Origin of the sequence: Aminobacter sp. HY435 (assembly GCF_027568395.1) — a bacterium.
Taxonomy (GTDB): Bacteria; Pseudomonadota; Alphaproteobacteria; order Rhizobiales; family Rhizobiaceae; genus Aminobacter.
On record NZ_JANKZL010000003.1, the window covers coordinates 111628 to 123977 of the forward strand.

General features: G+C 63.0%; 9 protein-coding genes, 1 tRNA gene and 1 pseudogene. 8 read left to right on the forward strand and 3 right to left on the reverse strand.

The window, feature by feature from the left end:
* Window positions 1–101: 101 nt before the first annotated feature.
* The 3 genes from PCJ21_RS03970 to PCJ21_RS03980 all read left to right on the forward strand — a co-directional run bounded on the left by PCJ21_RS03970 (window position 102) and on the right by PCJ21_RS03980 (window position 1117).
* A tRNA-Leu gene (locus tag PCJ21_RS03970) sits at window positions 102–186 on the forward strand.
* Between the two features lie 407 nt (window positions 187–593).
* Window positions 594–878, forward strand: a complete 285-nt coding sequence (locus PCJ21_RS03975; RefSeq protein ID WP_269930086.1) for a DUF982 domain-containing protein — start codon at window positions 594–596, stop codon at window positions 876–878.
* Window positions 878–1117, forward strand: a complete 240-nt coding sequence (locus PCJ21_RS03980) for a DUF2188 domain-containing protein (protein WP_269930087.1) — start codon at window positions 878–880, stop codon at window positions 1115–1117. Before PCJ21_RS03975 ends, PCJ21_RS03980 begins: the two co-directional genes overlap by 1 nt.
* A gap of 9 nt (window positions 1118–1126) precedes the next feature.
* On the opposite strand, the gene PCJ21_RS03985 is transcribed toward PCJ21_RS03980, so the two are convergent.
* Both PCJ21_RS03985 and wrbA read right to left on the reverse strand, forming a co-directional pair.
* Window positions 1127–2140 carry an alpha/beta fold hydrolase gene (locus PCJ21_RS03985; protein WP_269930088.1) on the reverse strand — a complete coding sequence of 338 codons (1014 nt, stop codon included), beginning with the start codon at window positions 2138–2140 and terminating at the stop codon, window positions 1127–1129.
* Between the two features lie 128 nt (window positions 2141–2268).
* Window positions 2269–2898, reverse strand: coding sequence for an NAD(P)H:quinone oxidoreductase type IV (wrbA, locus tag PCJ21_RS03990; protein ID WP_269930089.1), 630 nt, complete (start codon window positions 2896–2898; stop codon window positions 2269–2271).
* 181 nt (window positions 2899–3079) lie between these two features.
* Between wrbA and PCJ21_RS03995 the strand changes: the two genes are divergently transcribed.
* The 5 genes from PCJ21_RS03995 (at window position 3080) to PCJ21_RS04015 (ending at window position 10461) form a co-directional block, all read left to right on the forward strand.
* Window positions 3080–3820: a competence/damage-inducible protein A gene (locus tag PCJ21_RS03995; protein ID WP_269930090.1), complete on the forward strand. Its 741-nt coding sequence runs from the start codon at window positions 3080–3082 to the stop codon at window positions 3818–3820.
* A gap of 110 nt (window positions 3821–3930) precedes the next feature.
* A complete protein-coding gene (locus PCJ21_RS04000) occupies window positions 3931–4770 on the forward strand; it encodes a universal stress protein (RefSeq protein ID WP_269930091.1) in 840 nt (279 codons plus the stop codon).
* 150 nt (window positions 4771–4920) lie between these two features.
* A complete protein-coding gene (gene gpt / locus PCJ21_RS04005) occupies window positions 4921–5418 on the forward strand; it encodes a xanthine phosphoribosyltransferase (RefSeq protein ID WP_269930092.1) in 498 nt (165 codons plus the stop codon).
* Window positions 5419–5569: 151 nt separating this feature from the next.
* Complete coding sequence (locus PCJ21_RS04010) at window positions 5570–6061, forward strand: NUDIX hydrolase (RefSeq protein ID WP_269930093.1); 492 nt, start codon at window positions 5570–5572, stop codon at window positions 6059–6061.
* 617 nt (window positions 6062–6678) lie between these two features.
* Window positions 6679–10461: a vitamin B12-dependent ribonucleotide reductase gene (locus PCJ21_RS04015; RefSeq protein WP_269930094.1), complete on the forward strand. Its 3783-nt coding sequence runs from the start codon at window positions 6679–6681 to the stop codon at window positions 10459–10461.
* A gap of 1032 nt (window positions 10462–11493) precedes the next feature.
* On the opposite strand, the pseudogene PCJ21_RS04020 reads toward PCJ21_RS04015, so the two are convergent.
* Window positions 11494–11781: pseudogene (locus tag PCJ21_RS04020) on the reverse strand (GIY-YIG nuclease family protein).
* Window positions 11782–12350 lie beyond the last annotated feature (569 nt).

Genomic DNA, 12350 nt, shown 5'->3' on the forward strand with positions numbered 1-12350 from the left:
CGCCGGCGACGAGGCAAGACGGCCGACTTTTGCACACGGGTTCACGGGACGCGCACAACTCCAGTTGACGAGACCGCCTGGGTCGTTGAAAGGAAGGTCAGGCGGACGTGGCGGAACTGGTAGACGCAAGGGACTTAAAATCCCTCAGCCTCGGCTATGCGGGTTCGATCCCCGCCGTCCGCACCAGCCCAGAGACCTCGACAACCGCCAGAAAAACTTTCGAAAGCCGCCGCATCGGCGCTCCGGGCGCTGATTCGTTGCAAATATGCCACTTTGGCGCGCTTTTCGCAGGGCAAACATGCAGCTGAAAATTGCAGACTGTTACAGGGAGAAATACAACTTCAGGGTGGGGGAGTAAGAGGGGAGTTGCGTATGCAGTACAATTGGGAACGTGCGCCGTACTTCTGGGAAAAACACCGTAGCGCCTGCTATGGCCTTGCCGCCGCCCTGTGCGGCGCCTGGGTGATCCTTCTGGCCGTTGTGCCGCTCTGATAGCGGACGCACAGAAACAGACTTCAGCATCGAGCAATGCGCGCCGGATTTAGCTAGCCGCCGGCGTGCAACCATTTGCGCGTCGCGACGTTTGAGCGGTCATGACCGCCTCGAAACCATTCGCGCGCCCGGTGGTGGTGCAATTCGGCCGATCGGCGACGCCGCGCAGGATCGCAACGGCCGGCGACGCCGCCGAATGCCTGGCGACCGTCTGGCCGCTGGAGCGCGGCCTTCGGCACAAGCACGCGATAGCCACCTGTCTTGAGGTGCTCGACGGACGCGGATCGAGCGAGGACGCGCGCCGCGCCTTTGTCGAGGCGGCCAAGGAGTCCGAGGTGCTGATCGTCAGGCAGGACAATTCATCGACATCGAGCGAGGAAGACTGATGGCAAAGCTCATCTATGAGATCGTGCCGCATGACGGCGGCTGGGCCTACAAAGTCGGAGCGACATTTTCCGAGACCTTCCCCAGCCACGAGGATGCGTTGCGCGCGGCAGAGACCGCGGCAGCCGAACAGCGCGTTTCCGGCAGCACCGACGGCATTCAATACGAAGACAGCGAGGGGCGCTGGCACGAGGAGGTCGTCAGGGGCGACGACCGCCCGGAGACGGAAGTCTCCGACTAGCCGGCAAGATCAGATTTCGACCGAAGGGCCGTCGGACGGGCGCTCCCCGGCCGGCAGAGATGCGGGAAACGCCCTGCCGGCGATCCGCCTGACAAGTTCGGCCACGCGCCGCGGCTCGGAAAATTGCGGCATGTGGCCCAGCCCCTCGACCAGTTCGAGCTCGATGCCGCCGACGCGGCCGACGAGCGACTGGCCGTTCAGCCGGTAGTCGATGACGCGGTCGGCGGTTCCGACGATCACGCCTGCCGGCATCCTGATTTCTTCATAGCGCGCCTCGATTGCGCCGAGATCGCGCTCGATGGCCACCAGATCGGCCGATGTCGCGGAGATGTGGCTCGGGCGCAGCCCCGAAAGGCCGCCGCCCACAGTGGCATAGTCCTTGGTCGGCTGCCGCGGCCCGAACACGAAGGCAAGTGTCCGGGGCGCGTATTTGAGCGACGTCGGCACCCAAACGGTGTTTGCCAGAAGGCGGCGCTGCCAGCCGGAGCGAACGTAAAGCGAGCGGAACTCCGGTCGCACTTCGGTCTCGAGATGCGTCAGCGGCGACAGCAGCACCAGGCCCGAGATGATCTCGGGATGCTCGAGCGCCAGCGTCAGCGCCACCGCTCCGCCGAGCGAATGGCCGACGACAAGCGGCTTCTCCAGCCCCATTGCCTCGATGAACTGGCGTACAAGTTCGGCCTGTTCGGTGAGGGTGCCGGCAAAGCCCGCCGGCCGGGTCGAATAACCTGATCCCGGACGATCCAGCGCGATCAGACGAAAGCCCTCGCCCATCTGCGAAAAAAGCGTGCCGCGAAAATGATGCAACTGGCCGCCGAGACCGTGGATGAACAGAATCGGCCTGCCCTCGCCCTGCTCGACATAATGAATGCGATGGTTGCCCAACGCCAGGAACTTGCCTGATGGCGGAACCGCACGCTCAGCCTCGGCTGCGATGCGCCGGGTCACCAGCAAGAAGTAGCCGAGCACGAAGGCCGCGCCAAATACGAGGGTGCCAAGCCAGACGAGAATCGACACAATCACAGTCGGGCACTCCGCTGGGGTTCGTCCACAAGCTTAGCCATGGCGGCAACTTCGGCAAAGCCCCGCCAAACGCAAAACAGGCGGCCAGATGGCCGCCTGTTCGTCAAACTCGATGCAATCTAAACAGGTTATGCGACTTCCTTGACGGCGTTCTCGCCCTTGCCGTGCAGGCGGATGGCGATCTCGGCCACGCGCTTGCCCTGGAAGTGGGCGCCTTCCAGCTCCTGCGCCGAGGGCTGGCGCGAGCCGTCGCCGTCGGAGGTGGTGGTCATGCCGTAAGGCGCGCCGCCGCGAACCACGTCATTGCCCATCTGGCCCTGGTAGGCATAAGACAGCGGCACGATGACCATGCCATGGTGCTGCAAGTGAATCTGGGCGTTGATCAGCGCCAGTTCCGCGCCGCCATGCTGGGTCGCGGTCGAAACCATCACCGAACCGACCTTGTCGAGCAAGGCGCCCTTGGCCCAGAGCGGTCCGGTCTGGTCGAGGAAGTTCTTCATCTGCGAGGCCATGGTGCCGTAACGGGTGGCGGTGCCGATGATGATGCCGTCATAATCGGCCAGTTCGAGCGGATCGGCGATCGGGGCTTCCTGGTCGAGCTTGTAGTAGGCGGCCTTGGCGACAGCCTCGGGAACCAGTTCGGGAACGCGCTTGATGGTCACATCAGCGCCAGCCGCGCGAGCACCTTCGGCAGCGGCCTTGGCCATCTGCTCCATGTGGCCCCAGCTCGAATAGTAGAGAACAAGAATCTTAGCCATTTCATCGCTCCATCTCGGAAAATCTCGTGACGCCGTCTTGGGTCCGGCGTCTGGGAGAGATGTAGAGCAAACGGCGTTCAATAAAAGGATGCCAATACGTGACGCATCGTTCACAGAACGGCGACTATTGCCGGTTCGCCCCGGCGGCGGTATCTGACGATGCCGCAACGGAGCATTCGACATGGCCGACATCGTCACCGCAGCAATGGTCGTCATTGGCGACGAGATACTGTCGGGCCGCACCAAGGACAAGAACATCGGACACCTCGCCGAGATGATGACGGCGTCGGGCATCGACCTGAGAGAGGTCCGCATCGTCGCCGACGACGAAGACGACATCGTCGCCGCCGTCAACGCGGTGCGCGCCCGTTACGACTACGTGTTCACCACCGGCGGCATCGGCCCGACCCATGACGACATCACCGCCGACTCGATCTCCAAGGCGTTCGGCGTGCCCTGCGAATACGAGCCGCGGGCCTATGCCATGCTGGAAGCCAATTATGCCTCGCGCGGCATGGAGTTTTCCGAGGCTCGCAAGCGCATGGCGCGGATGCCCCGCGGCGCTGCACTGATCGAGAACCCGGTTTCAGTCGCGCCCGGCTTCCGCGTCGGCAATGTCCATGTCATGGCTGGCGTGCCATCGATCTTCCAGGCCATGCTGGATGCCGTCATGCCGACGCTCAGGACAGGGACGAAGCTTTTGTCGGTCACCGTGCAATGCCCCTATGGCGAAGGCACCATCGGCGGCCCGCTCGGCGAAATCCAGAAAGCCCATCCCGACACGATCATCGGCTCGTATCCGAAGTATCTCGACGGCAAGTTCTGGACGGAACTGGTGGTGCGTTCGCGCTCGCAGGAAGCGATGGACGCAGCCAGGGTCGAGATCGAGGCGATGCTTGCCGAGATCGCAAAAACGGCATGAACGCAGGCACTTGATGCCGAACACTTGATCCAGCTCACATTGGAACCAGACAAGGCGTGATATTGTTTCTTAGCTGATCGAACAGTTGTGTTCGCGCCAAGGAGGTCGTCATGCCGGTCAAGACCATCGTTGCCATCATCCAGAGCGAGAGCGACGTCGTCCGCGTGCTCGATGTGGCCATTCCTTTCGCCGACCGACACGAGAGCCATTTGATCGGCGTGCACGCCGAAGCGCTGGCCATGCCCTACACGACCGCCGTCGGCTTTCCCGATACCGAGTTCATCCAGGCAAATTCCGAGTTCTGCAAGGAGCGGGCGGAACGCATCCAAAAGGCGTTCATCGCCCGGATCGAAAACGCTGGCGTATCGTTCGAATGGCGCAGCTTCGAAAGCTTTTCCGGCGACAGCGCCTTGTCTGGGGTGGATAGTGCCCGCTGCGCCGACCTGGTGATCGTCGGCCAGGGCGGCTCGGATGCCAAGGACTCGGTTCCGGCCGACATAGACTCGCTGATCTATGAGGCCGGTCGTCCGGTGCTGGTCGTGCCGCATTCGGCGCCCTTGATCTCGACCTTCCGGCGCGTTCTCGTCGCCTGGAACGGTTCCCGCGAGGCGACCCGCGCCGCATTCGACGCCCTGCCCTTCATCATCGAGGCCGAACAGACCGAAATCCTGGTCGTCGACCCGTTGGATACCGCCGCCCAGAGCCCGAATACCGCCGGTGCCGAAATCGCGGCAGCCTTCGCCCGCCACGGTGCCAAGGTGAGCGTCAGCGTGCAGGATTCGCGCGGCAGCTCGGTCGATGCCGTCATTCACCGCAAGATCGTCGAGACCGGCGCGGACCTTCTGGTGATGGGCGCCTACAGCCATTCGTGGCTGCGCGAATTCCTGTTCGGCGGCGTCACTCGGAGCGTGCTGCAGGCCGGCGACGTGGCGATCGTCTTGTCGCGCTGACCCAAAGTCAGTGCCTCGGCGCGCAACATCGGCCGAATCTCGGCGAATCCGCCACACCCCGCCCTTGCCAAGAGCGGGGCTTTCCGGCTAATTCCGGCTGCATTCCATAGTTTTCGCGCGCGTCCGCCGCGCCAGCCGGAGTGCGTATCGATGTCCCTTCCCGAAAAAGCCTTTCCCGTCTCCTGGGATCAGTTCCATCGCGATGCGCGCGCCCTCGCCTGGCGCCTCGCCGGCGTCAACGGCCAGTGGAAGGCGATCGTCTGCATCACCCGGGGCGGCCTTGTGCCGGCGGCGATCATTTCGCGCGAACTCGGCATCCGCGTCATCGAGAGCGTGTGCGTCGCCTCCTACCACGACTACACCGCGCAGGGTCAGCTCCATGTGCTGAAGGAGATCACGCCTTCCCTGCTCGAGGGCGATGGCGAGGGCATCCTGATCGTCGACGACCTGACCGACACCGGCAAGACCGCTGCCATCGTGCGGGCGATGATGCCCAAGGCGCATTTCGCCACCGTCTACGCCAAGCCGAAGGGCCGTCCGCTGGTCGACACCTTCGTCACCGAAGTGTCGCAGGACACCTGGATCTACTTCCCCTGGGACATGGGCTTCACCTATCAGAAGCCGATCGCCGACGACCACAAGGGCTGAGACCAGCCCCTTTCAGCCAGTTTCCAGATCGCATCGACGCCCGGCCACGCGCCGGGCGTTTTGTTTAGCAATCTATTTACTTTTGTTACGGAGGATTAACCCTACAATTTGCGATTGCGGCAACTGAGTCTGCTTCTGGGTGGGACTGCCGATGCTGATGAACCCGGTCTATCACAACCATCTCGTCGAGCGCCTGCGCCGGCTGTTCGGAGCCTCGGCGTGCAGGCTTCAGGTGGCGGCCCTGCCCTGGCGCCGTGCCGCCCCAGGCATCGAGATCATGCTGATCACCAGCCGCGACACCGGCCGCTGGGTGTTGCCCAAGGGGTGGCCCGAAGAGGCCGAACGGCTGTGCGAAACCGCGGCGCGCGAAGCCAGCGAGGAAGCCGGGCTCAGCGGCTCGGTCGAGACGCACGACGCCGGGCACTATTACTACACCAAGGATCTGAGCAACGGCCAACAGGTGACCTGCGAGGTGCTCGTCTATCCTCTCGAGGTGCGCAAGGTCGCCGAAAAGTGGAAAGAGCGGCGACAGCGCACCCGCAGATGGGTAACGCCCTCCGAGGCGGCGCGCATGGTCAACGAGCCCGACCTTTGCCGTCTCATCATCGCCTTCGGCGCGGCACAGGCAAAAGTCGCCGCCTGAATCCGCACCGGCCGACATTTTTCGGGCTCTGCCCATGCCTGCGACAGTCTCGTCGGGCATGGCTTTCTCCCCGTTATCCACACTTGTCCTACACAAGATATTGGGGTCACAAAATCTGCACAAACGACTTCTTGACGTTAACGCCCGAGTCGCTTTTTATGACTCATGCGCGCTTGTTGAGCGTGTGACCGGAAAGTTCAGAGGCCGGTCCTTTTTCCCAGCTTCGTGAGTTATCGCTCGCATTTCCACCCGCTCAGGCGGGTTGCGGAGGCGTGCGCCTTGCGGGTGCCAAGGGGTCGGCGGGTAAAAAATCGGGACTGGCAGAAATCTTCTGTTAACGCTATATTTAGTGTTTGCAGGCAGCCTGGACGCTAGATAGTGTGAGTTGTCCCTCCGTGAGGGAATCGCAACCAAAGTTTCAGTTCGAGGGACCCGAGTTGGTCCGCAAGCTGACGGGACAGCGCTCCGCACGGGGCAATTCCGGTCTGGCGGCGGGCTATGCGGGAAGTGGCAATCGGCCGTTCGGGCGGCCGGTATCAGCGGGCTTGCGGCTTTCGCACGAGCATGGGGAAATCCCCCGCGAAAGACGCTATATATAGACAAAAGGAAATCGACCGATGCGCATCGAGCGGCGTTTCACCAAGGATGGACAATCGGCCTATGCGGAGATCGAGTTCCGCAAGGCCCTATCCGAAATCAAGAACCCCGACGGTTCGGTGGTCTTCCGCCTCGACAACATCGACGTCCCCGCGCAATTCTCCCAGGTCGCGGCCGACATTCTGGCGCAGAAGTATTTCCGCAAGGCCGGCGTGCCCGCCCGCCTGAAGAAGGTCGAGGAGAACGACGTTCCCTCCTTCCTGTGGCGCTCGGTTCCCGACGAAGTCGAGCTTGAAAGTCTGCCCGAGGCCGAGCGTTATGGCTCCGAGACCGACGCCCGTCAGGTCTTCGATCGTCTTGCCGGCACCTGGACCTACTGGGGCTGGAAGGGCGGCTACTTCAAGTCCGAGGGCGACGCCCGCGCCTTCAAGGACGAACTGTCGTTCATGCTCGCAACCCAGCGCGTGGCGCCGAACTCGCCGCAGTGGTTCAACACCGGCCTGCACTGGGCCTATGGCATCGATGGCCCCGGCCAGGGCCACTATTACGTCGATCCGTTCACTGGCAAGCTGACCAAGTCGAAGTCATCCTACGAACACCCGCAGCCGCACGCCTGCTTCATCCAGTCGGTCGCCGACGACCTCGTCAACGAGGGCGGCATCATGGACCTGTGGGTGCGCGAGGCGCGCCTGTTCAAATACGGTTCTGGCACCGGCTCGAACTTCTCGCATCTGCGCGGCGAAGGTGAAAAGCTGTCGGGCGGCGGCCGTTCGTCCGGCCTGATGAGCTTCCTCAAGATCGGCGACCGCGCAGCCGGCGCCATCAAGTCGGGCGGCACCACCCGCCGTGCCGCCAAGATGGTGGTGGTTGACGCCGACCACCCCGATATCGAGGCCTATATCGACTGGAAGGTGAAGGAAGAGCAGAAGGTGGCGGCTCTCGTCACCGGCTCCAAGATCGTGCGCCAGCACCTCAGCAAGATCATGGCGGCCTGCGTCAACTGCGAAGGCCAGGATGACGACTGCTTCGACCCGGCGATCAACACGGCGCTGAAGCGCGAGATCAAGGCCGCCAAGAAGAACGCGGTGCCGGAGAACTACATCTACCGCGTCATCCAGTTCGCCAAGCAGGGCTACACCTCGATCGAGTTCAAGACCTACGACACCGACTGGGATTCGGAAGCCTATCTCACCGTTTCGGGCCAGAACTCCAACAACTCGGTCTCGCTCAAGGACGACTTCCTGCGCGCTGTCGAGACCGACGGCGAATGGCACCTGACAGCCCGCAAGGACGGCAAGGTGCTGAAGACGCTGAAGGCGCGCGACCTCTGGGAGAAGATCGGCTACGCCGCCTGGGCCTCGGCAGATCCCGGCCTGCACTTCAACACCACGATGAACGACTGGCACACCTGCGCTTCGGCGGGCGCCATCCGCGCGTCGAACCCGTGCTCGGAGTACATGTTCCTCGACGACACGGCCTGCAACCTCGCCTCGATCAACCTTTTGCCCTACCGCATGGTGTCAGGCGACATCGACATCGCGGCCTATGAGCACACCGTTCGCCTGTGGACGATGGTGCTCGAAATCTCGGTGATGATGGCGCAGTTCCCGTCCAAGGAAATCGCCAAGCTGTCCTACGAGTACCGCACGCTCGGCCTCGGCTATGCCAATATCGGCGGCCTGCTGATGACCTCGGGCATTCCCTACGACTCCGAAGAGGGCCGCGCCATCTGCGGCGCCCTGACCGCGATCATGACGGGTGTGGCATACGCAACGTCCGCCGAGATGGCCTCCGAACTGGGCGCTTTCCCCGACTACGAGCGCAATGCCGCAAACATGCTGCGCGTCATGCGCAACCACCGCCGCGCCGCCTATGGCGAGGCGGCCGGCTACGAGCAGCTTTCGGTCAATCCGGTGCCGCTGGTCGCCTCCGACCTCAAGCAGCTGGACCTGGTGAGCCACGCCCGCGCCGCCTGGGATCTGGCCATCGAGCTTGGCGAGAAGCACGGCTACCGCAACGCCCAGGCAACCGTGATCGCGCCAACCGGCACGATCGGCCTGGTCATGGATTGCGACACGACAGGCATCGAGCCCGACTTCGCGCTGGTCAAGTTCAAGAAGCTCGCCGGCGGCGGCTACTTCAAGATCATCAACCGCGCCGTGCCGGAAGCCTTGCGCACGCTGGGCTACACCGAGGCGCAGATCGCCGAGATCGAAGCCTATGCCGTCGGCCACGGCAACCTCAACCAGGCGTCGGGCATCAACCCGTCGACGCTGAAGGCCAAGGGCTTCACCGACGAGAAGATCGAGACGCTGAACGCTGCGCTGAAGAGCGCCTTCGACATCAAGTTCGTGTTCAACAAGTGGACGCTGGGCGAAGACTTCTGCAAGGACGTGCTCGGCTTCACCGACGCGCAGCTCGACGACTTCGCGTTCGAGATGCTGCCGGCGCTGAGCTTCTCCAAGAAAGACATCGAGGCGGCCAACATCCACGTCTGCGGTGCGATGACCCTCGAGGGAGCACCGTTCCTGAAGGACGAGCACCTGCCCGTCTTCGATTGCGCCAATCCGTGCGGCAAGATCGGCAAGCGCTATCTCTCGGTCGACAGCCACATCCTGATGATGGCCGCCGCCCAGCCGTTCATCTCCGGCGCCATCTCCAAGACCATCAACATGCCCAACGAGGCGACGGTCGAGGATTGCAAGAGCGCCTACATGCTGTCGTGGAAGCTGGCCCTCAAGGCCAACGCGCTCTACCGCGACGGCTCCAAGCTGTCGCAGCCGCTCAACGCCTCGCTGATATCGGATGAGGACGAGGACGAAGACGAGGCCGTCGAGGCCTTGATCGCCGCCCCTGCCGCCGCCAAGGCTGTGCAGGTCACCGAAAAGATCGTCGAGCGTGTCATCGAACGGCTCTACCGCGAGCGCGAGAAGCTGCCGAACCGCCGCAAGGGCTACACCCAGAAGGCCGTCGTCGGCGGCCACAAGGTCTATCTCCGCACCGGCGAGTTCGACGACGGCCGCCTGGGCGAGATCTTCATCGACATGCACAAGGAAGGCGCCGCCTTCCGCGCGATGATGAACAATTTCGCCATCTCGATCTCGCTCGGCCTGCAGTACGGCGTGCCGCTCGACGAATATGTCGAGGCCTTCACCTTCACCAAGTTCGAGCCGGCCGGCATGGTCATCGGCAACGATGCCATCAAGAACGCCACCTCGATCCTCGACTACGTCTTCCGCGAGCTCGCCGTCAGCTATCTCGGCCGCCACGACCTCGCCCATGTCGACCAGTCGGATTTCGACAAGACGGCTCTCGGCAAGGGCATCACCGAAGGCAAGGCCCTGCCCTTCTCCAAGGGCCTGACCCGCGGCGCCTCCCCGCTCAAGGTCGTCTCCGGCGTCGCCGGCAACGATCCCAAGGGCTCGGCAGCTGCAAGCCCGGCGCGCAGCACCCCGGTGACCGCCTTCTCCGGCTCCAATGTGCTGTCGCTCGCGCCAAAGGCCACCGCCTCGGCCGAGGCGTCGACCGCCTACAAGCGCGACTACGAGGAACGCGCCAAGGAACTGGCCGAGGAGATCACCATCGAGGAGACGACGGAGGAAACGGTCACGACATCGCTGTTCACCGACGCCGCCGCCAACGAGGCGGCCGAGGCCAAGAAGCTGGCCGCCGACCGCCGCGCCAAGTCGATGCTGCAGGGCTACACCGGCAATTCCTGCTCGGAGTGCCAGAACTTCACCATGGTCCGCAACGGCACCTGCGAGAAGTGCGACACCTGTGGCGCGACGAGCGGGTGTAGTTGAGGGTAGCCCGTCTGGGCAATAACAATGAACAATAGGCCGCCTCACGGCGGCCTATTTTCTTATGAAGCTTGATTATGACGAGGCGAACGCCTCACGCCTCGTCATACTAGGGCGGAGCAGGAACGCAGCGACATCGCGAAGACCCTAGTATCCATGCCGTGACATTGCGGCAATGCTCAAGCGGTCCAGAACGCGCCCATCTTCCCCGCCTCGCATTCCTCACCCTCACGGCATGGATCCTCGGGTCAAGCCCGAGGATGACGAACGCTGGGACGGCTAATCTCGACGTTTAGCGATTTGCGGCGAGTCGCCAGAATTGAAGATCGGGGGCAGCTCCCCACCCCTTCGTCATCCTAGGGCGGAGCAGGAGCGCAGCGACATCGCGGAGCCCCTAGGATCCATGCCGTGACATTGCGGCAATGCTCAAGCGGTCCAGAACGCGCCCATCTTCCCCGCCTCGCATTCCTCACCCTCACGGCATGGATCCTCGGGTCAAGCCCGAGGATGACGAACGCTGGGACGGCTAATCTCGACGTTTAGCGATTTGCGGCGAGTCGCCAGAATTGAAGATCGGGGGCAGCTCCCCACCCCTTCGTCATCCTAGGGCGGAGCAGGAGCGCAGCGACATCGCGGAGCCCCTAGGATCCATGCCGTGACATTGCGGCAATGCTCAAGCGGTCCAGAACGCGCCCATCTTCCCCGCCTCGCATTCCTCACCCTCACGGCATGGATCCTCGGGTCAAGCCCGAGGATGACGAACGCTGGGACGGCGGCAGCTAATCTCGACGTTTAGCGATTTGCGGAGAGTCGCCAGAATTGAAGATCGGGGGCGGCTCCCCACCCCTTCGTCATCCTAGGGCGGAGCAGGAGCGCAGCGACGTCGCGAAGACCCTAGAATCCATGCCGTGACAGGCAATGCTCAAGCGGTCCAGAACGCGCCCACCTTCCCTGCCGCGCATTCCTCACCCTCACGGCATTCATCCTCGGGTCAAGCCCGAGGATGACGATGCGGAGAGGCCTCGGCAACCGGGCTCACCACCCAAGTCCGCGAAACAGCTCGTGCCACTCGGGATTGGTCTTCTCGATCAACTCGATCTTCCAATTGCGTGGCCATCACTTCAGCGACTTCTCGCGCTGGATGGCGTCGCGGATGTCGAAATGCTCCTCGTACCAGACGAGGCGATGAACGCCGTAGCGCGCGGTGAATCCAGTGCCCGCGCCAGACTTGTGTTCGGGCAAACGACGCGCGAGATCGTTCGTCACCCCGATGTAGATTGTACCGCCCTTCTGGCTGGCGGTCATGTAGACATATCCGGTCATGACGAGAGACTAGTCGCGGCAAAGTTGCACGCAAGCTCTACCGAACCTGCTGACGTCCCTTCCCTAAACCCTTGGGATTCATTGCCGTGACATTCCGGCAATGCTCAAGCGGTCCAGAACGCGCCCATCTTCCCCGCCTCGCATTCCTCACACTCACGGCATAGATCCTCGGGTCAAGCCTCTGGGATGACGAACGCCGGGACGGCGGCAGCTAAAATTCGAAGGTAGCGATTGGCGGAAGCGGAACCATCCGCAACTGCCGACGGCGCTCCTTGCACCCTCTCCGATCAGCGCGCCCCATTCATCATCCTAGGAGCCGGAGCGCAGCGACGTCGCGGCGACCCAACGTTGCGAACGCAGAGATCATAAGGCATGGACCCGCCCCCAAGGCGAAGACCGGCCATGGCATCGGTGTCGCCATCCTGTGCCATGCCCGGATCGAGCTCACCTCCAAGGCTCCATCAGACGAACAAGCTACAGCCACCCATCCAATGAGCCAATTGTCTGGGTCACTCCTAGCGCAAAGTAGATTCGAACTTGGGAAGGTGGGGTAGTGCGCCGGCGCGATC

Excerpts from the sequence above, each read along its gene's own strand:
- PCJ21_RS03980 (WP_269930087.1), top strand. The coding sequence starts at position 878 with ATGGCAAAGCTCATCTATGAGATCGTGCCGCATGACGGCGGCTGGGCC.
- PCJ21_RS04015 (WP_269930094.1), top strand. The coding sequence starts at position 6,679 with ATGCGCATCGAGCGGCGTTTCACCAAGGATGGACAATCGGCCTATGCG.
- gpt (WP_269930092.1), top strand. The coding sequence starts at position 4,921 with ATGTCCCTTCCCGAAAAAGCCTTTCCCGTCTCCTGGGATCAGTTCCAT.
- PCJ21_RS03995 (WP_269930090.1), top strand. The coding sequence starts at position 3,080 with ATGGCCGACATCGTCACCGCAGCAATGGTCGTCATTGGCGACGAGATA.
- PCJ21_RS03975 (WP_269930086.1), top strand. The coding sequence starts at position 594 with ATGACCGCCTCGAAACCATTCGCGCGCCCGGTGGTGGTGCAATTCGGC.
- PCJ21_RS04000 (WP_269930091.1), top strand. The coding sequence starts at position 3,931 with ATGCCGGTCAAGACCATCGTTGCCATCATCCAGAGCGAGAGCGACGTC.
- PCJ21_RS04010 (WP_269930093.1), top strand. The coding sequence starts at position 5,570 with ATGCTGATGAACCCGGTCTATCACAACCATCTCGTCGAGCGCCTGCGC.
- wrbA (WP_269930089.1), bottom strand. The coding sequence starts at position 2,898 with ATGGCTAAGATTCTTGTTCTCTACTATTCGAGCTGGGGCCACATGGAG.